Consider the following 25,098-nt stretch of genomic DNA (forward strand, 5'->3'; position numbering starts at 1 on the left):
ACCTCCTGAAACTAAGTCACACTCCTTCAGGAAGGTACGACTTCTTTCATTACATCTGAGCACGGTTTTTTCTGTTATCCCAAGGCCGAATCCTTTACAAACCCAGGTTCAAGTTGTGCATTGGCGAACAGGTGATATTTTGACGCCCAAGAAATCAACACCGATGAATCCTGGGTACAGGAGATCCTTCAGAAGGATGCTTTTCTACCGTCTTCATTTCTAGCGAGCCATGGAGGCAACAAATTTCGCCACTGTCTGAGAAATGCCGCCGTGAGTCCCTCCCTCGAATTAGTCGCTCCTACCCTGACGCGCATCACACCTGTTTTGGTGTTTGTGTCGCGTTGGAGGTGCTGATGGCCCCGAATCCACAAGTTGCGCCGGAAATTGAAGCTAAGGCGAAGGCGATCCCGCGTCGAAATGTTAAGCACCTCCGGATTCGGGATCTGCTCTGGCCACATTGGGTAGCACTCACTATAGGCTTCATTGCCGTTGTTGGAGAAGGAGCAGCAAACCTTCTTGAGCCGTGGCCACTGAAAGTTGTGCTTGACGGAGTGCTTCGCTCGAAGGGGGCTCACCGCGGCCTGATGTCATTGGTCCAGCGCTTCACTGGTTCCGAATCGCTGGCAATCTTAAAGTTCGCCTGCGTTGCAGTGATAGCGATTGCGGTTCTCGATGCTGTTTGCACGTATGCCGAGAAGTACCTAACCACCAGCGTCGGCCAGTGGATCGCTTACGACCTTCGTCTCACGATATACGCGCACATTCAGAAACTATCACTTGCTTTCCATGACCAGAACCGCACAGGCGATCTGATCTCACGAGTAACAGCCGACATCGACGCGATACAGAGTTTCATAACCTCTGGATTGTTGGGTGTTCTGGTCAACGCCATTACTCTCGTGGGAATGATCGGAGTGATGTTTTACCTGAATTGGCGATTCACGCTGATCGCGCTGTCCATCGCTCCTGTGTTATTTGCGATCGTGTTTGTGTATACACGACGGATCAAGAAGGCCTCGCGTGCCGTGCGGCGAAAAGAAGCAGGAATCACATCTACCGTTGAAGAAGTGTTCTCATCAATTCGCGTGGTAAAAGCGTTTGCGCGCGAAGACTACGAACTGGAGAGACTGAAGCAGGAGAGCATAGAACAGGTCGATGCGGCACTACGGGCACGCAGCCTGAAAGCCAAACTCACGCCAATTGTGAACGTCGTTGTCGCCACAGGCACCTGTCTCGTCCTATGGTTTGGAGCACGGTTTGTGCTCGCAGGCACGCTGTCGGCAGGCTCGATGGTAGTTTTCATTCTGTATCTCGGCAAGATGTATAAGCCGATGCAGGAGCTCTCAAAAATGACCGACAGCTACACGAAGGCTGCCGTTGGATACGAGCGCATTCAAGAGATTCTGCAGAGCGAAGATGAAATTAAGGATCGTCGCGGCGCGCGTCATGCCGGCAAGCTAAGGGGACACATCGAATTTGAGCATGTCAGTTTTGGGTACTCACCAGAGAATCTGGTCTTGAAAGATGTCAGCTTGGAGGTACAGCCGGGACAAGTTGCTGCGGTGGTTGGGCCTACTGGCGCAGGCAAGACGAGCATCATCAGCCTAATTTCCAGGTTCTACGAACCTCTATCTGGCGTCGTAAAGATCGATGGCGTTGATGTGCGCATGTTTCGCCAGAAGTCTCTGCGAGACCAGATCAGTTTTGTGCTGCAGGACACTCTGCTGTTCTGCGCTCCAGTGTGGCAGAACATCGCATATGGCAAGCCAGGCGCGAAACGCGAAGAGATTATCCGCGCCTCGGAGCTGGCGAATGCCGCCGAATTCATTGAAAAACTTCCCGAGGGTTACGATACCGTGTTGGGTGAGAAAGGAATGACGCTCTCCGGTGGACAGCGCCAGCGCATAGCGATCGCGAGAGCTGTCATACGTAACACGCCTATTCTGATCCTGGATGAGCCAAGCTCTGGACTGGATACTGCGTCCGAGAAACTTGTCTTCGATGCGCTTGATCGGCTTATGAAGAGCCGCACGACCATCGTGATTGCACATAGGCTGTCAACCATCCGAAACGCGGACGTCATTTTTGTCGTGAAGGATGGGCTAATTGTCGAACGTGGCAATCACGAACAACTGTTGCGTGCGGGAGGAGTGTACGCCGAATTGCACGAGCTGCAATTCAGATCTGCATAGTCAAAGCTTCGATAGTTCGCCAATGCGCGCTTCTAGCGCCTCGGTGAATTGATCCAGCGTCGTGTCTGAATATCCTGCAGCCCTGAATGCATCGCGAATTTGCTGGTGCGAAAGCTGTGAGAGCAGGCCCGCAATCCATTTCACATCTTGTTTTGGAATGTCACGACCTACCCAGCGATGTCGCATCTCCTGCCACACGAACGGGAACTCAAACAGCGGGAAGTAGTAAATGAAGGACGGGTGGGTCGGAAAATTGAAGTCCACAGAATCGGGCCTTACCTTGGCGATGAACTTGTGTTTTCGATAGGCCTTGAGATTATTCTTCGACTTGCCGTTCGTGAAACTCTTGCCTGAAGTGCCAAAGGACGCGCCCACATCGCTGACGCCGTAAACGACATGCGACGGATCGTGCGTATCCTCATAAATTGTGTTGTTCTCATCCTTCAGGTCCCAATTACTTAGTAGCGCCATCATCACCCGCAAACCGTTAAACTCACGTGTATTCTTCAACGGATTACTACGCCAACTCCATGTAGCTCTCTTCTTTTCGTGGGGAGGGCGCCGCTGGAGTCGAACGTGGTGCACCGTGTTGTCCTTTTCGATGTATTTCTTGCCGCGTTTTTGATGACTGGCTATATCGAGAATCTTTACATCGTCGTAGTAGTAGTTCTCGTTTGCTGAGTACCCAACCGCCCAAAGCAGGCGTGAGGCCACTATCTCTGGCTGAGCTTCTGGACCCAGTTTGGCTTTCCACTTTTCATCGCTGGCATCTCTCACATCGAACTTCGGACTAGTGCCGCCCTTGTCCTCCGATTGGTATTTGAGTGGTTCGCGCGGAACTCTGTCTTCACCCCCGACGCCATAGAAAAGATTCTTCGCTCGAATGTTCCCGGGATCGTTCCAGATGACTGGAATAGGACGTTGCGCCGGTTGTCTCTGTGCAGCGCAAACCGCATTGCCAAGTGGTAGCGCGAGACCGAGATAAATGATGAGAGCAAGACGCATAGAAGAGTTCATTCACGCCGCGCAGAGTCCCTCTCGCACAGCAACTGTTTGTCCCTTGTACTTAAATGCGAAAGTAGCTGATTGTAGTTGCCTGTGAACTCGCAATTGCATCAAAACGGAAGCACACGGGAGGCGGATAGAGCTTGCGTCTTATAGTTCAGCCGGGAGACGGGGTGGAACCGCTCATAGCGGCCATTAAGAAAGCCAAGACTTCAATTGAAATCGTGATCTTCCGGTTTGATCGCGCCGAGGTCGAACGCGCGCTCATAGATGCGGTCGAACGCGGGGTCTTTGTTCATGCGCTGATCGCATTCACAAACCGCGGCGGGGAAAAGAATCTCCGTAAGCTGGAGACGCACTTTTTGGCAAAAGGTATCACGGTGGCGCGAACAGCAGGGGACCTCGTGCGGTATCACGGGAAGATGGTCCTCATCGATCGAAAAGAACTGCATGTCCTTGCGTTTAACTTCACCCACCTCGATATCGACCACAGTCGAAGTTTTGCGCTGATCACTCGCAATCGGAAGCTGGTGCAGGAGGCTGTGAATCTGTTTGAAGCCGACTGCAAGAGGCAGCCGTACACATCAGGAAATCGACGATTCTTGGTCAGTCCAGTGAATGCGCGGCGCGAGTTGACGTCATTCATCAAAGCTGCGAAAAGGCAGTTGCTCATTTACGATCCGAAGATTGCTGATCCAGCAATGATTCGGTTGCTCCACCAAAAGTGCGAGGCGGGCATAGATGTGCGTGTTATCGGCGAGTTGCACACGCATGGCATCGAAACGCGAACATTGGGTCGCATGCGTCTGCACACGCGCACAATCCTGCGTGATGGCAGCGAAGCGTTCATCGGAAGTCAGAGCCTTCGACAGCTAGAACTCGACGCTCGGCGCGAAATTGGGGTGGTGTTCCGGGATGCCAAGGTTCTGAAAACCTTGATGCGCCAATTTGAGGAGGACTGGAAAGCATCGGAGGCAGTGGCAGCAACGGAGAAGCGCACAAAAATCCCTGTGGCTAAAACCGCAAAACTGGTTGCGAAGATTGTGGGCAAGAACCTTCCCGTTGATCCTGTCGTTCAGCACGTAGTCAAAGCCGTACGAAAATCTGCGAAGGGGAAACTGGAGCCGCGCCACATTGAGGAGAGTGTCAAACAGGCAGTAAAAGCGGCAGTGGGTGAGACCGTGCGCGATGTGACCAAGAAAGCGGTGCGTGACATGGCGCAGGAGGCGGCTAGGCCATGAGGTATCAAGTTCGTCCTAGGCACATCGCGACTTTTGCCGTTGTTCTCGCGTCGGCTGCGCTATGCTTGGCGCAGTCCGGAAGTATCTCATCGCCGAAAACTCCCAAAGATGAGTTCCTCGCACGCGTTACTGAATACCTAGAATCACGGAAGCAGGTGATTGGCGTTCCTATTAAGCCCGCAGCATCGGCAAAAAAGATCAACTCTCAACGTCAGCAAGCCGCCCAGAAGATGCTGGAAGCCCGTAGGGAGGCGAAGCAGGGGGATTTGTTCACTCCCGCCGTTACTAGGTACTTTCAGGAGCAATTGGCGTCTACGCTATCCGGACCGGAAGGCAAGAGCGTACGGGCAACACTGAAGCACAGTGAGCCAGTGAAGATCATTCCTCTCGGTGTGAATCAACGCTATCCAATGTCCGTGCCGCTGCAGTCTACTCCTCCAACGCTTTTGCTGCACCTTCCGCAACTCCCACAAGAGTTGGAATATCGCATTGTTGGTAGAGCACTGGTTCTACGTGACACGGGAACAAACTTGATAGTGGACTTTATTGCTAATGCACTACCCCCAATTTAGCCCCAATATGAGATTCCACTGCCGGTCTATTGTCCTGGCGCTGACAGCTGCGCTTGCATTAACGCCAGCGGGCATTGCGCAGCCGGCACCGTCTGCCGCAGCCCAAGGCAGTCTTGACCTTCGAGTGCCATTGAAGTCGGGTTCGGTACGGTTTGTCGTGATCGGCGACAGCGGAACTGGAGAACGGGAGCAGTACGAACTTGCACAGATCATGGAGCTGTATCATGACACCGTTGCCTTCGATACCGTCATCATGTTGGGCGATAACATCTATGGCGGCCACAAGCCTGATGACTTTGCCCGCAAGTTCGAGCGTCCATACCAGCCACTGCTCGGGTCGGGCGTTAAATTTTACGCCTCACTCGGGAACCACGACGATCCGGATGTTGAGCGCAACTACAAACCATTCAACATGGGAGGTCAGCGCTATTACACGTTTAGAAAGGGGGCAGTGGAGTTCTTTGTGCTCGACAGCAACTACGTTGATCCGGCACAACTCGAATGGCTTAATCGTGTGTTGGCGGAGTCAAAAGCGAAGTGGAAGATCGCATACTTCCATCATCCCTTATACAACGATGGCAAGTCACATGGTCCTGATCTCGATCTTCGAACCCAAGTTGAGCCGATGTTTAAACGTTATGGAGTAGACGTTGTATTCTCCGGACACGAGCACATCTACGAACACGTCAAGTCGAAGGACGGGATTGCGTACTTTGTACTGGGCAATTCAGGGAAGTTGATGACCCATGACGTGCGGACTTCGTCGCAGACTCTGAAGTCCTATGATATGGATCGTGCTTTTATGCTGGTCGAAATTAGCGGTGATACGATGTGGTTCCAAGTTATTGCGCGCCGCGGGATGACTATAGATTCAGGAGAGCTCTCGCGTGGGAGACAGCCACGTTGAAACGCTGGGCACGAGTCCTAGTCGGCTATGCCCAATGGTGCCTTTCATGCTGCTGCTTCGTAGGCGATTTACCTCTCATTGAGATTTGCGGTGCGGTTTACTTCCGGATAGGCAACAAACCGGACACGGCCGGCCAATCACGAACTTGCACGCATATCTCACACTCACCTAAAGGAAGCGTGTGCTTCGCAGCGGTGTGCAAGGAGTCACGAGAATCATATGAACAGCCGCCCTCGCCGACTCTTCACTTACCCACTAAACCGATTTGGTGCAAATCAGTATGCATTCAACCGGTGCCATGGTCGCAAGCTCAGATCTTCTGACAAGCGTTAGGCCGCCTTCTGACCACGGAAGTATTCGCTAACCATTTCTGCATTGATATCCCGGAAGCTGTTGATGACCCAATTGGCACCGTGCTGGAGCAACTGCTCTGCGTCCTTGCCGCGATTGACACCGAGCACGAGGCCAAATCCACCTGCGGCCCCGGCCTCGACTCCGGAAATTGCATCCTCCACCACCATCGCTCGCTTTGGATTCAGCGATGGGCCCATCTCTCGAAGACACGCGAGGAATATGTCGGGCTTAGGTTTGCCCCTCAGACCTTGTTGCTCACTGGTCTTGCCGTCCACGAGGGCTTCAAACAACTCGAGCAGCCCCACACGTCGCAACACCGAAACCGCATTCTTGCTGGACGAAGCCAAGCCAACGTGAACTCCGCAGGCACGCAGCTCTCGGATGAAGCGCGCCGCATCGTCATCCACGTCCACTCCCAAGTCCTGAATCTTTGCATTGAATAGATCGTTCTTACGATTTCCGAGACCGCAGACCGTCTCGTTGGCAGGAGAATCGGCGGGAGTTCCACGCTGAAGGTGGATTCCGCGAGACTCGAGGAACGAGGCCACACCGTCGTATCTTGGCTTTCCATCCACGTATGTACTGTAATCCGCTTCGGAAAAGGGCCGGAAAGCTTCACCAACGCGTTCCGCCTGCTCACGCATGTAGTCGTCGAACAATTCTTTCCATGCAGCGGCGTGAATCTTGGCAGTGAAAGTAACGACTCCGTCGAGATCGAACACTGCAGCGTCAATTCCCTCACACCTTGGCATCGCCGATGTCCTTCAGCGTGCTGCATGACGCCGTACAGATGAGCAAAACCGGACACTTGGAGCGACGGATAATGGCATCGATCGCACCTCCCTTCTGGGTTTGCCAGTTTCCATGCCACGGAACGATCACGAGGTCGGAATCATTGTCACGCGCAAACTGAGCGATCTCCGATCCGGGCTGCCCTCCACCAGTGACCAGCAGTTTGAAATTAATTGCCGCCGCCGAACCTCCCAGGGCCAGCATGCGTTGCACGAATTCACCGGCCCACGATGGCCACTCGTGTTGCGGCTGGTCGAGGTAGCGCGGAGCGGAAAAGCTGCCAGGCTCGTTGGGGTGCTCTGCATGGGGTGCGGCAACATGAAGGGCGACCACCTCGACACCGCTGAGTTTTGCAAGTTCCGCAGCCGGCAGGATGGCGGAGGCAGCGCTGGGCGAACCGTCATGCGCAAACAGAACGCGACGCAAACGCCAAAGCTCGCTGGTGGCATCAGGCGTCATGAGCAGTAGCCTCCGAGGTGCGGCCGCAAGCAAGGCTTCCGACACTGATCCGAGGGAGAGCTTACCGGCGGCCATGGTGTGCGTGCACATTACGATTAATGAGTTGGGCAGTTCCGTCGCCATCCGCAGAATTGCCTCGGCGGGAAGACCGCCGGCATGGTCGATCACGGCGCCGCGCAGATCCTCCATGTCAAGTCCAAGTTCTCGCGATGTCTGCCTCGAAGTTCCACCTCGCTCGCTGACGTAGATAACGTGCAGTGTTGAATTCTGCAGTCGGGCGACAGCTTTTGCCACTGGGAGCGCCCGCCTCGCTTCATCACTGTCGTCGAGGGGTACGATCACATTTTCTAATACGAACCTGCTGGAGCCAGGCGGTTTTCGAAGCGCACCTTGCCAGTCCCGCATTGCTGCTGTCATGACTACCTCACTTTTCTTCAACCCCGCTCCGTGTCGTTCCAGCGGTGTTATGGGTTGGGCACCTGCCACTGTGCCCAAGCCCCGTCCAAGCGATGGATCGTGTATTCTCCGGCAATATTCGCAGACACCCGGTTGCCTGCCACTTCAAGATTGATTGGTTTGCCACCGGGCTTCACCTTCACGCTCAAAGAATGATCGTGAATGTTTACAGCCAAGCTCGCCCCACGGTAGAGCAACGGGAAGGACAGGCGTTTCCAATGTGGGAGTAGATGCGGATCAAAACTCAACCCGTTTTCCTGTATGTATAAACCTCCAAAGCCGAACACAACCGCCTGCCACAGGCCGCCGATAGCCGCCGCGTGTACGCCGAGGGCGGCATTACTCATGTTGTTTCCGAGATCGATTTCTGCCGCTTGCTTCAGGTACTTGGACGCAGTGGCCAAGTGATCAAGTCGTGCTGCCGCGAGGCAATGCATTGAGGGACTCAAAGAACTGCTGTGTCCAGTTAGAGGTTCGTAGTAGCGGAAATTTGCTTCACGAACATCCGAGGGGATTTCGTTCCACAGCAGCAGGATAGCCATGATCACGTCGGCCTGCTTCACGATATCCGTCTCCTGAATACGGTCGTGCCCCAGGATGACGTCCATCGCGGTTGTGCGTGGCTCATACGCTCGGAGGTCAATATGCTGTTTCTGATAGAAACCGGTGAATTGCTCGAATAGCTTCGTTGCAGGGTTGAACGGAATGAACATTATGTCTGCAATGTGCGACCACGACTGAATCTCTTCACTAGGGATTCCCAAGCCCGAAACGAGTTGCTCCCACTGTTCAGGCCAGCTTTCAGACATGATCTTCGCCGCCTGAACGCCATGGCGCAGATTCCACTGAGCCATCAGGTTGGTATAAGCACTGTCATCCACGTCTTCGTGATGCTCGTCCGGCCCAATCACATGGCGAATGTGGTAACGCCCATCGCTCTCTATTTGTCCGCGGGACGCCCACATGCGAGCTGTCTCAATGAGAATTTCGGCGCCGGCCGTGCATAAGAACTTCTCGTCCGTTGTAACTTGCCAGTATTGCCACACGGCATAGGCGATGTCTGCTGAGACATGAATTTCCATTCTGCCGTTGGGGATAGCGATGACTTTTCCGTCGGGGCCGATGACAGCTGTCGGAGTTGTTTCTTCTCCGATATCGGCCGACTCCCACGCAAACATGGCACCGCGACACCCCTCACCACGCGCCTTCTCGCGCGCGGCAGGCAAAGTGTGATACCGATACATCAGCAAGGCCCGGGCTGACGCCGGATGAGTCAAGGCATAAAACGGCAGCATGTAAATTTCTGTGTCCCAGAAAACATGACCTTTGTATGCCTCGCCGGTGAGAGCACGCGCACCAATCGAAACGCGCTCATCCTCTGGATTTGCCGCGCTGATCAAGTGGTAGGCCGCAAAGCGCAAAGCGGTCTGCAGAAAATCATCGCCTTCAACTTGCGCGTCCGCGGCACGCCAGCGATCTGCCCAACAGCGCTCGTGCGCAGCCACTGCATTCCGAATCCCTGAGGACATCGCACGATTCGCATGCGAAATTGCTTCTACGTAGGGCTGAGCGGTGTCGCGCGACGAATACACGCAGACAAGGCGGTCAAGCCGGTACTCAACGCCTATCTCAACATCCAGACTGAAGCGTTCAGTGACGCGACGCTCGGTGATTTCAATATCGCGCCGGCCCGTACCATGGTTGTGGCACAGCAATTGACTTATCCCGGCGATTGCGACCGTGATTTCTGTACCAGTTGAACGCAGTCCGAGCGGAAGGATGTTGGGCCGCAGAGCACTGTGTCGGGTGACCCAATCCTCAGGCGGTGGCGACGCGACGACGTTTGGCGCCAGTTCGATCGAGGTCTCAAGTTGCACTGAGCCGCTGTAATTCTCTGGCGTGAATACGATCGAGTGCACCAGAAGATGTCGGTCCGCCAGCGATGCCAGGCGAACACTGGAAATGCGGCTGACTCGACCATCAATATCGCTATGCCGCCACTCGCGCCAGAGCAGAGCGCGGCGCATGTCCAGAATGCGACGATGCTCCAAAACCTTTCCATCGGCCAGGCTTAGAGGATGCCCTTCTATCCACGCGCGCACTCCGGTCCAGTCGGGCAACAGCAGCAAGCCGGGAATGGCGCCGGGATAATCAATCTCGAACACACCGGCGACAAACGTTGCGGGAGAAGAAAGTGGACACCCTTCCGCGAGCGACCCACGATTGCCAATGTACCCGTTCGATATTGCAAATAAAGACTCTACTTCGTGCTCGCGTGCGAGCGTAAAGCCCTCTTCGACTAGGACCCAATCTGGATCGAAGCTCAACTCACAGAGTGCGCTAGGCCCCCCGTAACGTTCCCGTTGCTTGACTGCATTCAGCATCTCTTCAGATGAGCCACCCGAAACTCTCTTGAGCTAGCGCCGCGAACCGGAACCATAGGTGCACGCCTCTGCTTGATCTTCGATGTCCAGCCAGCGATAGAAGATAGCAAACAAGCCGGACGGTTTCGATCGTAGTGAGGCAAGTATGCCCTTCAGAATTGCAGCTCACGCCGCGTGATCTCGAGTGTGTCCGGACTCAAGAATTCTGCTGTACAACGCACAATAATCGCGTGCCATCCGCTCTTGCGAGAAGTTCGCCTCAACGTACTTGCGAATCTCCGTAGGATCAGTCTGAAGATCCCGCAATCGCAGCACCAGCGTGTCAGTGTTCCGCGCAACATAGCCCGACACACCATCTCTGACGATCTCGGGCACCGACCCAGCTCTGAGCGCCAACACGGGAGTTCCACAGGCCATTGCCTCAACCATCACCAGACCGAATGGTTCATCCCATTTGATTGGGAATAGCATTGCCATTGAATTGCCCAATAGCTCATTCTTCGTGGCTCGATCCGCCAGTCCTATGTATTCAATGAACTTGCCATCAATGTGCGGCTTCACCTTCGCTTCGAAGTAGTCGCGGTATAAGGGTTGAACCTCACCAGCAATCTTTAGCGGAATTCCCGATCGCTTGGCGATCTCAATTGCAAGGTGAGTGCCTTTGATCGGAGCGATCCTTCCTATGAAGCTCAGATACTGCTGCTTTTTTATCTGGAGACGGTACTGCGAAAGGTCAATTCCGTGGAGGATCGTGTGACTCTTTGGCATATTCTCGCGCTTGCACTGATCCGCGCTGATGCAAACGTAGTCAACCTCTGGAAGGCGGGAGTAGATCTCGCTTAGTTCTTTATCTTTTGGATGATGAAGCGTGTATACGCAGGGAAGCGGTGATAGAACTGTGCATGCAAGCCCGGTGGCTGTGTTCAGATGAATGATGTCGCAGGATTCGGCAGCATCCCTTAACGCCCACGCCGTGTGCTCCACGTCATGTATCTGGGCGTAATCGTTGCCCTTCAGTGGCCAGCGCGATTTACTGAAGAGCCAGCGCTTCTCCACATCCACGGTTGACTCGCCATTTGTATAAACAATCACCTCAGCGCCGATCGCCTTCAAGCCGATTGAAAGGTGGGCAATGAAAAGCTCAGTCCCGCCGTACTCTACAGGGGGAACAGGAATAAAGGGGGGAGAGATCAGGCCTACTCGCAATGCAATCCTCCAACGTCAAATCACGACATGGTTGATTGGATGGCAATAAAGTAGGCACAGGCAGGCACTGCCATTGATGAACTCCTCAGCTAATTTCCGCCGTGAACCTACTTTGCAAGGAATCCGGACGGCAAAGCTGCCCTAAAAGTGATTTGTGCTCCGGTGCCGTGGGGATTTCAAAGATTCGGCGTACCGGAAATATCCTCCGTCGCCTGGAACGCTGGGGAATTTTTCAAGCAGGGTGGCCGTTTGCTCCTTTCGGCCTCCAGGCCGCTGGCATGCCCAAAACGACCGTACCAGGAAGTCTGGCCTAAAAAAACGCCCAGGCCGATTTACCTCTCATTGAGATTTGCGGTGCGGATCATTTCCGGATTGCCGACAACCCGCCCGCAGCTCAAACCACCGGGAATAGTCCTGAAAGTCGATGAGTAGCCGATCACAATGAGCGACTTGCCCCGGACGCGTCGGAGGTTATCTCGCAGATCGGTCAATGCTGGTTCGCCGCCGTGAAGAGCAGCAACGGTTGCCCGGCATTCTCCTGCCAAAGCCGGATAGGTAAACGAAAGCCCCGTTATGGACAGGTATCCGTCTGTGGGATAGGGTTGTCGCGTGAGACACGGACTTGCAACTGCATCGTTCTTCCTGATCATCGGCACGTTGGCATGTAATCGCAACAGCGTCAGCCCATCAAGTCTAGAAGGTCAGATGGGGTCGGTCGTTATGAAGAAATGCAACCCGACAAGAAATTGCGTTATTCGGTTGAAAGAGCTTACGCCGTTTGAGTGGGACAGGATGTTCTGTCTCGACTACGGCGTCTCGCCAATTGAGCGTCAGAGAGTGGCTGGCGTTCATTTCGATAGTGAAGAGTTGCGTCGCCAGTTGCTCTTTCTGCGGAACGGAACCGTGGTTCGCAACGAGCTACTCCCAACGGACATTGAGAAGCCGGTAAGAGATGAAATTGCATTTGAAACGGGCGATGGACATAACTGGATAAGTTGTGACAACGAGGCTCAAGTTTCCGCAACTCACGATACGTTCGGCACTGGCATTTCTTTCTTTGAGTTGAAGCCCATTTCGCAAGGATAACTGTCGATAAATCGCCATCTCGTGCACGATCCAGATTTGGGATCGTCGAAGCGAAGCCCCGTTCGCAGCAAGTAACGTGAACTTGGACGCGATTTGGCGTAAAGTGCTGCCGGAATGAGCGTCCAATCCGAAACGCTGTGTATCGCCGCAGAATGAACATATCCAGAGCGTTAACATTCGCAGTGTTTTTTTTCATTGCCACAATCGCACAGGAATGCCCGAAGGAAAGCGCAACGGGGCCCACCGTTCGATCGACGGTCCGGACGTTGGAGGGCAGGCTCATTTATCACGACGGTATCCGCAAGTGGTTTGAGCTTAAGCTGGAGAAACCACAGTGCGGACAGACCTCGATTCAACTCGTATCTCTCAAAGAAGACTGGACGCCACTCGAAGTCCTGAGGGGCTGTCGAGTGCGAGCAAAGGGCGCTCTTGATTTTGCCGGTACTGGATACTACTCCCGGGATGTGTATCAGGACGTAAGTCACATCGAGCCCGTGGGTTCCTGTATGCGGAAGTTGCCATTACCTGATTTTTCGAAGGCAAAGCCAGATAATTCGGTCAACGCATATCGGGTCGAAATGCAAGTTAACTATTCGCGTGGAGATCACCCAATCATCTTCCGCGTGTCGAGCGGTGGCAAGGATTGCGGCCATGGCAAGCTTATGCAAGTTATTACCTGACGGGAGGCTTTGTCCTCTATGGACACTGTGGAGAAGGCTTTGTTGTCGATAAAGTCTTCGGAACGACTCAGGCGCGTCCGTTGCACTTCGATGAGCCGAGAACCTCAAACGACATGGCCGCATTTGATCCTGAGAGTGCTGGCGCAGTCGGGAAAGTGAACCTGCATCTGGGATATACCTGCGTACGCGATAGATAGCTGCTCACATATCCGCATCGGTGAAGGTAATCCGTTCTGGCATCGGTGGCTGAAAGCCCCGTTCTGGTTAACTATCGTGGAACTTGGCTATGAATCGGCGTAAATTGCTGGTGTGAAGCTCCGAGACGATGCTTGAGCGGTCGCCTCTAAAAGAGAGATCGCGAACTATCTCCCGTGTGTTTGAGCAACATCCTAGACGGGGTTTGTGCGAGCTTGCACTGCAAACGATTGCGTCGATGCTCAAACTTCTCTTTTGTGCCCCGATAGGCGACTGCGGCGATCATCCTTGTTTGGTTAGCCCGTCGGAGTTGTGAAACTGCTTCGTTGGTGATGGCCAGCGCACGTTGCGGCTGCCGCGCTTGATGTTCGAAGTAGATCGCGAGCTGCTCATATGCTTCGTAACCCTCACGCGAGTTACCGAGCACGCTCTCCCAGAGTTCGCGTGCGCGTTTCCAGTCTCCATCGCGTTTCGCAAGACGCGCAAGGGATGCGCGAGCAGCGCGATCCTCCCCCTTTGGCAGTTCGGCGCCAAGTGTCTGTTCGTACAATCTGCGCGCGCGGTTGGTCTCTCCGCGGCGTTCGCACATTCGCGACAGGCCATAAAGTTCGAAGCCGTCATTAACCGAAGAATCCTCTGCTAAAAGCGTCAGTATCCGCATCGCGAGTCCGGCGAGACCACGCAAGTCCATCTGATTGTGCAGAAATACGGAGACCAAGGGATCGGCGTAGCCGCATCGCACGAAGTCCTGGTAGATGCGCGGAATCTGCTCGGAAGGCAGATCGTCGCCGCGATCCCATGCGAGCACGTGTTTTTCCAACCGCGAGAGCCTGACCGAGCCGAGCCGGATCCGCCAGAGATTACGTGCGGGATGCAAGAAATCGAGGTGTGCCTTGGGAGTGGGCACAGTGATCTTCCTCGTCATGCGGTAGCGTGTCTCGAGAAGGGGCCAATCGAACGACTTGCCGTTGAAGGTCACCAACACCGGACGCTCTTCCATCCGCTCAGCGAGCGCGGCCAGCAGTGATTGTTCCTCGTTGTACTCGCGCATGAACAACTGCTCGATCTCCAAACCTCCACCGTCGAACCAACCGAGGCCCACAAGAAAAGGATAGGTGCCGGTTCCTCCTGAGAGACCTGTGGTTTCTGTGTCGAGAAAGAGCCAGCGCTGCGGATCGAGCGCGTCTTCGTGAGCTTGCGGAGCGAACAGACGCATGGCCGCTTCTGTCGGAGTGCACGGCGCGCTGGTGCCGTGCCAGCAGCGGAGGCGAAGGTGGTCGCCATAACCGTTGGTGTTTACCGTTGCACCGAGAATCGAAACAAGCCTCGCCGACCCTGCGGCAAGTGTCACCGCGCTGTCGCCTGCGGTATCGTCCGCAACCGGCACGAGTTCGTGATCAACGATCGCTGATGCCGACGGGCGTTGCAGCGCCTTCAATCCTGCAAAGCGGTCACGCGTTGGGCTTTGCGGATTACTCAGCATCTTTATTTTCCGCTAGAACAGAGGCGTGGAGCCGCGACAAAATCGTCAAGGCAACTTCCTTTGCGTGCTTGCTGTTATCTCCCGCAGGTCCTACACACGACGGACAGCCGCTCTCGCAAGGACATCCCTCGATCAGTTCACGCGTGCGCGCAACCAGCAGATCGTGCATGCCATAGAGAGGCTCACTGAATCCGATTCCGCCGGGATAGGCATCGTAGATGTAGAGGTTGGGACGGAAGAACTCCTTCTCACTTTCCGGCGAGGCAGAAAACTCCTGCCACTCGACGGCCGACCCGGCACTCGGCGGCCGTTCGCCGACGGCGGTTCCGATATCCCCCCGGTCGCACATCAAGAGCAACGTCGCGATAGAAGCCATGGCATGCAGAAGGCCGAAGATTCCACTCTGCCTCTCTGAAAGCGAAAAAGGCAGTCTCGCCAAAAGCGCTTTTTCCAAGGTGACCCAGTAGGCGGTGGTGTGCATTTCGTTCTCCGGCAATTCAAGTTTGCCGGAGCCAATGTTTTCGTTGGTGAAGAATTTGATCTTCTTGAACCCGACGACCTGCGACCGCACAAGAACGTCTCCGTGCGAACGCGCAGCGGGGCCGGGAGTAAGTTCTTCCTGGGCGATTTCAAGCACGCGCACCTGTGTGTAGCGAATTGCGTCGGTGTAGTAATCAACATTTACGCGCTTGATGTATGCCTTGCGGTGATCAAAATCAAGGCGCTCGACGTGATACTGCTGTCCCTGATGGATGTAGATCGCCTTCGGATGAACTGTCGTGAGCGCGGAAGTGAAGTCCACCTCTCCAATCACTTCGGGCTTGCCGCCGTCGTCGCCGGTCGTGTCGATGATGATGAAGTTGTCGGATGTGACCGAACGCAGACTGATCGTGTTCGCCGGATAGCTCTCCTGAATCCAGTGCCAATTCTTTCCGCTTCGGTGGAGAAATCCTGCATCCGCGAGTCGCTCGCAGATGTCCAGCAGGTCGATGCTGCCAAAATGCTCGTCGGGCGAAAGCGGTAGTTCAAAGGCCGCGCACTTCAGGTGATTGACGAGAATCTCTAGGTTGTCGGGCTGGATGTGGCCGTGCTCAGGAGAGCTTTCGAAGAAATACTCTGGATGCTGGACGATGTACTGATCGAGCGGCGCCGAGGATGCGACAAAAACTGCACATGAGGTCCCGTTGCGTCTGCCTGCGCGCCCGGCGCGCTGCCATGTTGATGCAATCGATCCCGCGTAGCCCGCCATCACGCTTGCGTCGAGCGATCCAATGTCGATTCCCAGTTCGAGAGCGCTGGTTGCGACAACGCCGCGAATGTGCCCTTCACGCAGACCGCGTTCGATTTCCCGTCGCTCGCGTGGCAGGTAGCCGCCACGATAGCCGCGGATCGGCTCCGACTGTCCGGGCTTTGGTCTATTCGCTTGTTGCAGATAGGTGAGCATGACCTCTGTGTGCAAACGGCTGTTCGCGAATACGATCGTCTGTAGCCTACGGGCAATTAGCTCTTTCGCAACTCGGGTAGCCTCGTTGATGTAGCTGCGGCGGATACCCAGATTCTTGTTGACTACGGGTGGGTTGTAGAAGACGAACAGTTTCTCGCCTGCAGGAGCGCCGTTCTCCTGAACGACCTCAAGATCCTTCGCGATCAGTTGCGACGCCAACTCGCCGGGATTGGCAATCGTAGCGGAGCAGCAGATGAACTGCGGATCGGAGCCATAGAAGTTGGCGATGCGCCGCAGCCTGCGCAAAACATTCGCCAGATGACTGCCGAAAACTCCGCGATACGTGTGCAGTTCATCGAGCACGATATAGCGAAGATTTTCGAACAATCTCATCCACTTGGTGTGGTGGGGAAGAATGCCCGTATGAAGCATGTCAGGATTCGTGAGGACAATGTGCCCGCGCTCACGTATCGCCTTGCGCGCATCACTCGGTGTATCACCGTCGTAGGTGAAGACTCCGAAACGATCTTCGAGGCGTGTCGCCAGATTGTGCAGCTCCGCAAGCTGGTCCTGCGCCAAGGCCTTCGTTGGAAACAGGTAGAGCGCGCGGGTATCGGGATTCTCCAGTACTGAGTTCAACACCGGAAGGTTGTAGCAGAGCGTCTTACCCGAGGCGGTCGGTGTAACTACGACTACGTTCTTTCCATCGTGAACGACCTCGGCCGTGCTCGCCTGATGCGAGTACAGCTGGTTGATCCCCTTCGCACGATACGCTTGGGAGAGTTCGCTCGTCACCCAATCGGGCATAGGCTGGAACGTCGCCTCGCGCGCCGGAATCTGTCTCACGCAGGTCAGCACCTCGTCCGCAGTGTGACGGCCAGCAAGATTGCCTAGAACTTGGCGAACGGTGTCTAGTGTTGTGGGATTTCGAGGTGCGAGCGCCGACTGAGACATGCGAGAACTCCGGCGAAAAAAGTAGTTTCGCCTTTTCTTCGCCAGCTTAGCATCCAAACAGCAGTTTATCAACAGCGCAGATCGAGCCCTTGCTGATTCGACAACTCCTAGGATCGATCCTGCCTATGTTCGGCAGTTTAGGCAAAATGCTTGGCGAACTATCCCGGAGTAATAATGACTCAGAACCTAAAGGTTCAGCGCAGCTTGATCGCGAGGAGGGCGATCTCGGAAGCCAAACTCAGAGTTGGGCTCGGGCTATCTTCTGCCAGATCCTGTTCCAGATAATGAAGGATCATCACTAGGTTTAATCGTCCACCGAAGGCGATTGTTCGGACCGACACTATTGAAACAGTATCTTCGTCTAGGAGATAAGTACGAGGAATGGAAATACATTTGTGGGTGCAATCTTCAACTTGCGAGGTGTGCACCCGGATTCGAGAGAGGCCACTTCCCTTCCGAATTGGCATGCGCGGAGTGACCACGTCTTTCTGACCTCACGTGCCAATGGCGTGCCAAATTTGAACTGAATGGCTGGAATCAGCGCAACAAAGAGAATGTAGTTTCTGTAACTCTACACATTCCGCACAGACTTAGACAAAGCAACTCCCATCGCCCCACCAAAGAGAACACGAACCACTCCAAAGGTGGCGCCGCCCAAGACCATTCACATTCAGAGCGGTGCTCTTGACGACACGTCACTGCGCGCCAAGCTGCTGCTGCCCTACGTTTCGCGTCTGCTTCAGCGACCTCGTCGAAGTCAGCACGCACAGCCTTCAGAGCGTAGTATTCGCGATCGATATCATCCTGCGTGCGAATCTTGAGACGGCGAAGCAAGGGCAACAGCGGATACCAGCCGTGTACGGCATGAAACAACACCATTGCTGCGACAAATCCGGGAATCGCCAGAAAACGGCGATCTACGGCAGCGCTCAGCACCAAAGGAGTCAGAAAGGCGACATTCTGGCACGATGTAACGTTCTTCGTTCCGCTTGATTTGATCCGGTTATGGCATGCACCGAAAAGTCCCTCCGAACCATCGAAGAAATGAGCAAAGCCGGAAAGAGCGCAAGGCCATCGGCGCGCGGTACTTCTCCGGAGATCCAGCAGACGTTGCGGTCAAAGGGCATTGATCTCGGAACGATTGTCGGATCTATTACGTCTGCAATCCTCAACCCGCGACGAAATGTATCTGTTGTTGGGCACGACCCGACAATGCGAATCGAGTGCTGCAGGAGGTAGTTCAGTGAAGAGCAGTTCAGGGAAGTTCTCAAACAGGTTGGCACCGCTTCTGGCACTCTTGTTTTCGCTTCCATTGGTCGCCGCGAATCTCGGATGCGGAGGCGGATCGACTCACTCTTCAACGCCCACTGCGAGTACATCGGCCGTATTGGTGAATGTGGGCGACAGCCCCTCGGATCGCGTTATTGCGATTACAGTAACAATCAGTGCCATGAGCTTTACTGATTCCTCCGGAGCATCGGTGTCAGTAATCTCATCTCCAATGACGCTGGAGATGATGCACCTGATGGGGACGATGCAACCGGTTGCGATGCCGAAGTTGCCGCAGGGGACTTACACGGGGATGGGGTTGACGATTTCGTCAGCCACCGTCACCTACATCGATCCGACAACCCATGCCTCAATTCAGAAGACAGTGTCTGGTCCAATGTCCGTTAACATCCCACTAAACCCTTCGTTAACCGTTGGCACCTCAGCGATTGTGATGAACCTCGATATGGACGTGGCGCGCTCTATCGCGATTGACAGTTCCGGCAGCGTGAGCGTGACACCCACATTCCGGGCCTTTGCGAATACGGCGATGGCGAACGCGGCGGACCCCGAGCACGGCGCGATGATGCACATGATCGGCAGCGTGAGTGGAACCGCAGGCAACACGTTCACCATGTCCAGCTTACAAGGCATGCAGATGAACTTCGCGACGGGCAGCGGAACGCAGTTTCAAGGCATAAGCGGAATGGGAGCAATGGGCAGCGGAATGATTCTTATGCTGAACGGAAGCCTTCAGCCTGATGGATCAGTTACAGCGAGCTACGTGCAGCAGATGATGGGATCAGGCGGGCTGATGGCAATGGGAATGATCGGTGCTGTGACCGGTTCTCCCGCCACGCAGTTCAGCATGATTCCAATGGACGGAATCGGTAACGGGATGATGTCATCATTTCTGGCGAGCGGAATGACCGTGAATGTTGGGGCCAACACCACGTATGTAATCGACACACAAGGCACCGATATGCTCAACCTGCCGTTTACTCCCACGTTCAATGCAGGTCGCGTCTTCGCGGGGCAGATGATTTCGTCCATCAGTTCCTCCGGCATGATGAGTGGTGGAGGCATGATGGGCGGCGGCATGGGAGGAATGAACAATTTGGGATCACAGAACTCCAGCACTGTACAACTCGAACCACAGGGCTTCAACGGAACAGTCTCAAACTACAACGCAAGTTCTGGCGCAGCGACATTCACTCTGAGCATACCCTCGGACTCCGTATTCACGAGTCTGACGGGTGCAACCTCGATCATGGTCTTCCAACAGGCCGGAACGCAGCTTAGAGACTTCAGTTCGGTAACGAACGGCATAAACATCCACGCTCGCGGATTGCTGTTCTTCGATTCTGGTACGTACAAGCTAGTGGCAACCCGAATGACAGCGGCGCAGTAAAGCCCTACGCGTACAGACCTAACTCGAGCCCTCGGGAGGGTTCTTTCATCGGACTCACTCTTGATGGTCCCACAGGGAAGTGCGCAGCACGACGCGAGCGATCTCTATTGTGGCTTTTGGGGCGATGTCGAATTTTGATTGCTATCGGGCTGTGCATGCATCATCCCATGCCGATGCATGCCACCCTGCATCATCATTTGCATGTGTGATTGCATACGCGACATAAACTGATCCCACATCTCCACGTTGTCAAGAAGAGCAGCCTTGGTACTTGCGTCTTGAACCTTTTCTGCATCGGAGCGCATCTTGGCGATCTGAGTTTTCATTTGGTTCATATCCGCCTGCATCTCCGCCATGTGTGTTTGCATGGTGGAAGACCGCTGAGAGTGCCTTCTACTCATGTCCGTGGTGGTGCCTGACTGTCCGCCGGTCTGCGTAGTTGTATCGGTCTGTGCGAGAACACTGCCACAAGCAACCACAACCGTAAGTAATGCAAAACCCAATCTCATCATTCTGCTCCTAAGCATTTGACTTCTAGTAGATGTTCATTTGCGCGTGGGATGTTTCCTTAGCTGTTGCGCGAGGGGCAAGCGCAGCACTCGGTTGGGCAGTGCTGACGTCATCGCGTAAGCACTGAGATGTGACAAAGAACGCGCGCGAGCTGCCACGGCTCTCATTCGTATCGACACGGATCGCAAGAACTCCAGTACCCACTGTGGCGATCAACGTAGGTCAGAAAGCACGTGTGGTTCCTTTTACCGAGAGGAATCTATTCTCCCAACGTGTTCAAGGGTGAATTCTCTGAAGATCCCGGCAAGTCCATCGGGCTTGGGGCCTACCACATAGACCAGAGAAAAACTGCGAATTATCCGCAAGCCTTTGATGGGCGCTGTAGCGATCTTGCCCAAGGGTAATCTGGGAACAACCGCAGCTCGGGTCACGAATCCTATCCCGAGGCCGGATTCGACACTGGAAATAATTGCTTCGCTCGAATCCAACTCCATTGCAATCTCAAGGTCTTTGATTTTAAGTCCTGCCTTTTCCAACGCTGACTCGAGGACGCGGCGAGTGCCAGACCCTCGCTCGCGCATGAGAAAAGGAGCGCCCTTGAGATCCTGGATGCCAAGCTCTTTGCTGGTTCGCCACGTATGGTTGGCGGGAAAGAGTAGAACCAGCTCGTCTTTCATGAATGGTTCGACATGAACATCCTTGCGCAATGCTGGACCTTCGATGAGACCGATACCAATCTGCCCTTCTACAAGCCAATCGACTACCTGTTCCGTGTTGCCACTGCGAATCTGGAGTTTGACTCGAGGATGCTCTCGCTTGAAGTCTCCGAGCATCCTGGGAAGTACGTATTGCGCGATGCTAGTGGAAGAGCCAGCTCGTAAGATCCCGGAGTGTTCGCCATTGAGGGCAGCCAATTCCTCCTGTGTGCGCGCGGCAAGTTGCGCCATCTCTTCGGCTCGGTTTCTGAGTAGCCGGCCGGCTGGCGTAAGAACAACTCGCCCACCTGTACGGTCAAATAGGCGCACGCAGAGCTCTTCCTCAAGCGCCTTGATCTGCTGCGTAACTGCAGGCTGACTGAGATGCAGATCTTCGGCAGCACGGCGGAAGCTTAGTTGTTCACAAACAGATCGAAAGACCTTCAGACGGAAATTCTCCATCGCAACCTGACCTCTGGAAATTATCGTACAAAGCTGGTTTCAATGGATGGAGATACGCATGATTTAGCCGAACGATTAAAAAGTCGACTGGGATGGAGCCATCGCGGGTGCTATGACGCAATCTACCAAAAAGGCTGGTGAGGAGCAGCGGATGGATGCCACCCCGTTCGAAATACAAATTGGCCATTACTATTAGTGATTGGATATCCTCTCACATCGCACGCCACAATGAGTTGATGGCAAAGAACGTGTTTTTCGTTTGCTTAATTGTGGCGGCTAGTGGCTTTGTATCACCGCCGGTTGCGTTGGCTCTTGGTCTTGTTTATGCCTTCTCGTTCGCTCACCCTTATCATACGGATTCGAGAAAGCTATCAAAATTCCTGCTACAGATCTCGGTAGTGGGACTTGGTTTCGGCATGAACCTGCATGAGGTGTTGCGCGCAGGAAGAAGCGGATTTCTCTATACCGCCGTGAGCATAACTTCTGTACTGCTGATCGGCCTCGCTCTGGGACGTTTGATCAGAGTGGGAGCAGTATCGTCGTTTTTAATCTCAGCCGGTACGGCAATCTGTGGCGGTAGTGCGATCGCAGCTGTTGCGCCGATTGCAAACGCAAACGAGGAAGAGATGGCTGTCTCGCTCGGCACTGTGTTCATCCTCAATTCCGTCGCACTGTTGGCCTTTCCACCAATTGGTACAGCGCTGCATCTCTCGCAATCACAGTTCGGACTTTGGAGCGCGTTGGCAATTCATGACACGAGTTCGGTCGTTGGGGCAACGGCAAAGTTCGGGGCCGTGGCTTTGGCGGTTGGCACAACTGTGAAGCTCGCTCGCGCGTTGTGGATCGTTCCCCTGTCAATCGCCACGGCTGCCGTTACAGGAAGCAGAGCGCGTATTCAATGGCCCTGGTTCATCCTGTACTTTTGCCTAGCTGCAGTGGCCAATACTTATGTTCCAGTGTTTAAGGGAGTCTATCCAAGCCTTGCTCATCTTGGCGTCATCGGCTTGACGGTAACATTGTTTCTGATTGGCAGTGGACTGTCGAAACACACGCTAAGAGAGGTTGGAATTCGACCATTTCTGCAAGGGCTAGTGCTCTGGGCAATAATCGGCGTGGCATCACTCGCGTTGATTCGGTCTGGATGGATACACCTGTAGATTAAAGAAAGGGTTTGCCGTTGCTAGAGCGCTTTCGATTGGAGACGTTCATAGCATTACTCCGCACTTTCGCAACGGAATCACTCATGGATTTCCGATAGGTTATCCAGGAATGATTCAGCGAATTCTGGCAAGATAGAGCATCCTGGGCCAAACAGATGTTTTCCGCTTCCAGCCGACCTCCACCGGTGCTACCTGAGATGTCATCTTCACGAACAATCATCTTCGCGCCATCGGAGCGGGGTGCCGATCCCACGTTGTCGAAGACAGTCACAACCGCAAAACTCCGCCCATTTGCAGCAACTGCACCATTTCACGGAACAGATTGTGTGAGTTCATGATTCCTCCCGGAATGTGCCGATTCATCTACTCGAATGTGCGGACACTTCCCGATCTTCGTTCATGTTCAGCGAGACACAGGGACGGCTTTGTTGTGGCTTGCTGCGATATCAAGCAGCCTATCCACTCCTACAGGCTCGTCCCTTAGCAAAGGAACCACAGCCAATCGCTTTGAATGAACTCGTGAAACGAGATCGATTTCTCGCAGTTCGTTAAGGGCTCGCTGCTTGAGTAAAGTCGAATTGGTCTGAGCTGCCGCAACGCTCTGGTTGATAATCCAAGCCCAGGGTTCAATCCCTGCACGCCGTAAATCTGCTTGCAGGTTGGCCGCTTCCAGTACCGGCGTAGGTTCCGCAAGGGTCACTAGCAAAACCTTGGTGCGGGTCGCATCCTGCAATTGCATCATAGGCGTGACCTGGTTCTGATTGCCCATCAACCGGATGACCTCACGGTGATACGCACCAGTCGCATCGAGCAGCAACAGGGTGTGTCCTGTGGGAGCGGTATCCAGCACTACGAACTTGCTGTCCGCCTCTGCTACCACGCGAGAAAACGCCTGGAACACAGCGATCTCCTCCGTGCACGGAGAACGTAGGTCCTCCTCCAAAAGGGCACGACCTGCTGCATCAAGGTGCGAGCCTTTCATTGCGAGAACATGCTGCCGGTAATTCTCTGTTTCGACCTGCGGATCAATGCGGCTTACGGTCAGGTTGTCGACGGTTCCCGCAAGCGTCTCAGAGATATGCGCAGCGGGATCTGAAGTGGAGAGATGAACGGGGTGTCCACGGCGCGCCAACTCAACCGCAACCGCGGCGGCCATAGTGGTCTTGCCCACGCCACCTTTGCCCATGAACATTATCAAGCCATGCTTGACAGCGGCGATCTCCTCGACGAGTGCGGCTATATCAGGAAAGTTATTGGCCGGCGCGCCATTCGCAATGACTGGCGATGAAACTCGATCAATAAACAGTTTCCGCAGAGCATCAACTCCAACCATATTGACAGGCTTCAGCGCGATGCTCTCAGACGGTAAGGATTCTAGAACCTCTGGGATCGCAGCCAACGCGGCCTGCTCGCGCTCACGGATGGCAGACGCCATCTCATCATCGGGGGCTTCGTGGATAGGCAGCACTCCGTTGATCACAAGAAACTGTTGAGATATCCCAATCGCCGCTAGTTCTTCGTGCGTGCGGGCTACTTCGCGCAAAGTCGCTTGCTGTGCACGAGCGACCAGAATCAAGCGCGTGCGAGTGCTGTCACTAAGAGCAGAAAGTGCAGCTTTATAGTGCTCATGCTGTTTCTCAAGTCCAGCCAAAGGGCCGAGGCAAGAAGCATCGCCCTTGCCTGAATCCAAGAAACCGCTCCATGCGCCAGGGAGGCTCAGTAAACGAATCGTATGCCCGGTCGGTGCGGTGTCGAAGATGATGTGATCGTAGTCGGAGGTGAGAGCCGTCTCGGTAAGCAGCGCAGTGAATTCATCAAAGGCTGCGATCTCGGTTGTGCAGGCGCCTGAAAGTTGCTCTTCAATGCCTTTGACAACCGAATCGGGCAGCACTCCCCGCACAGGCCCCACGATACGATCACGATATGCCTGTGCCGCTGTCGGGGGATCAATCTCCAGTGCATACAGGTTATGAATAGCGGGGATTCCTACGATTGAATTGCCGATCGAAATTCCAAACACTTGGCCGACGTTGGATGCCGGATCGGTGCTCACCAGCAAAACGCGGCTTCCAGTTTCGGCCAACTGGATAGCAGACGCACATGCAATCGACGTCTTACCAACTCCGCCCTTGCCGGTGAAGAACAAGAAGCGAGGAGGATTCTCCAGGAATCGCATTTCAA

Annotated in this window: 18 protein-coding genes and 1 pseudogene; 8 read left to right on the plus strand and 11 right to left on the minus strand. The window is 54.4% G+C overall.

The features are described from left to right. Positions 1-353: 353 nt before the first annotated feature. Positions 354-2,192: an ABC transporter ATP-binding protein gene (locus AC6IZD_RS11270; protein WP_497783413.1), complete on the plus strand. Its 1,839-nt coding sequence runs from the start codon at positions 354-356 to the stop codon at positions 2,190-2,192. Here the strand turns inward: AC6IZD_RS11270 and AC6IZD_RS11275 are convergent, their stop codons facing one another. Further along, positions 2,193-3,209, minus strand: a complete 1,017-nt coding sequence (locus tag AC6IZD_RS11275) for a hypothetical protein (RefSeq protein ID WP_497783414.1) — start codon at positions 3,207-3,209, stop codon at positions 2,193-2,195. A gap of 161 nt (positions 3,210-3,370) precedes the next feature. Here AC6IZD_RS11275 and AC6IZD_RS11280 point away from each other — a divergent pair, with 161 nt between their 5' ends. The 3 genes from AC6IZD_RS11280 to AC6IZD_RS11290 all read left to right on the plus strand — a co-directional run bounded on the left by AC6IZD_RS11280 (position 3,371) and on the right by AC6IZD_RS11290 (position 5,917). Further along, the gene (locus AC6IZD_RS11280; RefSeq protein WP_497783415.1) at positions 3,371-4,438 is read left to right on the plus strand and encodes a phospholipase D-like domain-containing protein; all 1,068 of its coding nucleotides are present in this window, start codon (positions 3,371-3,373) and stop codon (positions 4,436-4,438) included. Beyond that, positions 4,435-5,010, plus strand: coding sequence for a hypothetical protein (locus AC6IZD_RS11285; protein WP_497783416.1), 576 nt, complete (start codon positions 4,435-4,437; stop codon positions 5,008-5,010). The genes AC6IZD_RS11280 and AC6IZD_RS11285 overlap by 4 nt, the downstream gene beginning before the upstream one ends. Positions 5,011-5,134: 124 nt before the next feature. Further along, a complete protein-coding gene (locus tag AC6IZD_RS11290; RefSeq protein WP_497783417.1) occupies positions 5,135-5,917 on the plus strand; it encodes a metallophosphoesterase family protein in 783 nt (260 codons plus the stop codon). A gap of 329 nt (positions 5,918-6,246) precedes the next feature. Here the strand turns inward: AC6IZD_RS11290 and AC6IZD_RS11295 are convergent, their stop codons facing one another. The 4 genes from AC6IZD_RS11295 to AC6IZD_RS11310 form a co-directional block, all read right to left on the minus strand. Beyond that, a complete protein-coding gene (locus tag AC6IZD_RS11295; protein WP_497783418.1) occupies positions 6,247-7,023 on the minus strand; it encodes an HAD family hydrolase in 777 nt (258 codons plus the stop codon). Continuing rightward, entirely contained in the window at positions 7,010-7,939 is a 930-nt protein-coding gene (locus tag AC6IZD_RS11300) for a universal stress protein (protein WP_497783419.1), read from the minus strand. The genes AC6IZD_RS11295 and AC6IZD_RS11300 overlap by 14 nt, the downstream gene beginning before the upstream one ends. A gap of 47 nt (positions 7,940-7,986) precedes the next feature. Continuing rightward, the gene (locus AC6IZD_RS11305; RefSeq protein WP_497783420.1) at positions 7,987-10,362 is read right to left on the minus strand and encodes a glycoside hydrolase family 65 protein; all 2,376 of its coding nucleotides are present in this window, start codon (positions 10,360-10,362) and stop codon (positions 7,987-7,989) included. Positions 10,363-10,527: 165 nt separating this feature from the next. Beyond that, positions 10,528-11,568, minus strand: a complete 1,041-nt coding sequence (locus AC6IZD_RS11310; RefSeq protein WP_497783421.1) for a glycosyltransferase family 4 protein — start codon at positions 11,566-11,568, stop codon at positions 10,528-10,530. A 609-nt stretch (positions 11,569-12,177) separates the two neighbouring features. Between AC6IZD_RS11310 and AC6IZD_RS11315 the strand changes: the two genes are divergently transcribed. Together AC6IZD_RS11315 and AC6IZD_RS11320 are read left to right on the plus strand one after the other, a co-directional pair. Further along, a complete protein-coding gene (locus AC6IZD_RS11315) occupies positions 12,178-12,654 on the plus strand; it encodes a hypothetical protein (protein ID WP_497783422.1) in 477 nt (158 codons plus the stop codon). 182 nt (positions 12,655-12,836) lie between these two features. After that, a complete protein-coding gene (locus AC6IZD_RS11320) occupies positions 12,837-13,334 on the plus strand; it encodes a hypothetical protein (RefSeq protein ID WP_497783423.1) in 498 nt (165 codons plus the stop codon). A gap of 343 nt (positions 13,335-13,677) precedes the next feature. On the opposite strand, the gene AC6IZD_RS11325 is transcribed toward AC6IZD_RS11320, so the two are convergent. After that, on the minus strand, positions 13,678-15,012 hold the full coding sequence (locus AC6IZD_RS11325; RefSeq protein ID WP_497783424.1) for a ribonuclease H-like domain-containing protein: 1,335 nt from the start codon (positions 15,010-15,012) through the stop codon (positions 13,678-13,680). After that, positions 15,002-17,410 (minus strand): DEAD/DEAH box helicase, encoded by a 2,409-nt coding sequence (locus AC6IZD_RS11330; protein ID WP_497783425.1) that lies wholly within the window; start codon positions 17,408-17,410, stop codon positions 15,002-15,004. The genes AC6IZD_RS11325 and AC6IZD_RS11330 overlap by 11 nt, the downstream gene beginning before the upstream one ends. 1,243 nt (positions 17,411-18,653) lie before the next feature. Between AC6IZD_RS11330 and AC6IZD_RS11335 the strand changes: the two genes are divergently transcribed. Next, on the plus strand, positions 18,654-20,090 hold the full coding sequence (locus tag AC6IZD_RS11335) for a DUF4382 domain-containing protein (RefSeq protein ID WP_497783426.1): 1,437 nt from the start codon (positions 18,654-18,656) through the stop codon (positions 20,088-20,090). 104 nt (positions 20,091-20,194) lie between these two features. On the opposite strand, the gene AC6IZD_RS11340 is transcribed toward AC6IZD_RS11335, so the two are convergent. Together AC6IZD_RS11340 and AC6IZD_RS11345 are read right to left on the minus strand one after the other, a co-directional pair. After that, entirely contained in the window at positions 20,195-20,446 is a 252-nt protein-coding gene (locus AC6IZD_RS11340; protein ID WP_497783427.1) for a hypothetical protein, read from the minus strand. A gap of 399 nt (positions 20,447-20,845) precedes the next feature. After that, positions 20,846-21,757: a LysR substrate-binding domain-containing protein gene (locus AC6IZD_RS11345; protein ID WP_497783428.1), complete on the minus strand. Its 912-nt coding sequence runs from the start codon at positions 21,755-21,757 to the stop codon at positions 20,846-20,848. 236 nt (positions 21,758-21,993) lie between these two features. Here AC6IZD_RS11345 and AC6IZD_RS11350 point away from each other — a divergent pair, with 236 nt between their 5' ends. Next, positions 21,994-22,914: a YeiH family protein gene (locus tag AC6IZD_RS11350; RefSeq protein WP_497787576.1), complete on the plus strand. Its 921-nt coding sequence runs from the start codon at positions 21,994-21,996 to the stop codon at positions 22,912-22,914. Between the two features lies 1 nt (position 22,915). Here AC6IZD_RS11350 and AC6IZD_RS11355 read toward each other — a convergent pair. Both AC6IZD_RS11355 and arsA read right to left on the minus strand, forming a co-directional pair. Further along, a pseudogene (locus AC6IZD_RS11355) lies at positions 22,916-23,203 on the minus strand (XdhC family protein); the annotation flags it as partial. Positions 23,204-23,320: 117 nt separating this feature from the next. Continuing rightward, complete coding sequence (gene arsA / locus AC6IZD_RS11360; protein WP_497783429.1) at positions 23,321-25,093, minus strand: arsenical pump-driving ATPase; 1,773 nt, start codon at positions 25,091-25,093, stop codon at positions 23,321-23,323. Positions 25,094-25,098: the final 5 nt, after the last annotated feature.

The organism is Koromonas humicola (assembly GCF_059726255.1).

Bases quoted from the DNA above. Each gene is read 5' to 3' on its own strand.
- AC6IZD_RS11270 (WP_497783413.1), top strand. From the start codon at position 354: ATGGCCCCGAATCCACAAGTTGCGCCGGAAATTGAAGCTAAGGCGAAG.
- AC6IZD_RS11275 (WP_497783414.1), bottom strand. From the start codon at position 3,209: ATGAACTCTTCTATGCGTCTTGCTCTCATCATTTATCTCGGTCTCGCG.
- AC6IZD_RS11285 (WP_497783416.1), top strand. From the start codon at position 4,435: ATGAGGTATCAAGTTCGTCCTAGGCACATCGCGACTTTTGCCGTTGTT.
- AC6IZD_RS11295 (WP_497783418.1), bottom strand. From the start codon at position 7,023: ATGCCAAGGTGTGAGGGAATTGACGCTGCAGTGTTCGATCTCGACGGA.
- AC6IZD_RS11300 (WP_497783419.1), bottom strand. From the start codon at position 7,939: ATGACAGCAGCAATGCGGGACTGGCAAGGTGCGCTTCGAAAACCGCCT.
- AC6IZD_RS11305 (WP_497783420.1), bottom strand. From the start codon at position 10,362: ATGCTGAATGCAGTCAAGCAACGGGAACGTTACGGGGGGCCTAGCGCA.
- AC6IZD_RS11325 (WP_497783424.1), bottom strand. From the start codon at position 15,012: ATGCTGAGTAATCCGCAAAGCCCAACGCGTGACCGCTTTGCAGGATTG.
- AC6IZD_RS11330 (WP_497783425.1), bottom strand. From the start codon at position 17,410: ATGTCTCAGTCGGCGCTCGCACCTCGAAATCCCACAACACTAGACACC.
- AC6IZD_RS11340 (WP_497783427.1), bottom strand. From the start codon at position 20,446: ATGGCGGAGATGCAGGCGGATATGAACCAAATGAAAACTCAGATCGCC.
- AC6IZD_RS11345 (WP_497783428.1), bottom strand. From the start codon at position 21,757: ATGGAGAATTTCCGTCTGAAGGTCTTTCGATCTGTTTGTGAACAACTA.
- AC6IZD_RS11350 (WP_497787576.1), top strand. From the start codon at position 21,994: ATGGCAAAGAACGTGTTTTTCGTTTGCTTAATTGTGGCGGCTAGTGGC.
- arsA (WP_497783429.1), bottom strand. From the start codon at position 25,093: ATGCGATTCCTGGAGAATCCTCCTCGCTTCTTGTTCTTCACCGGCAAG.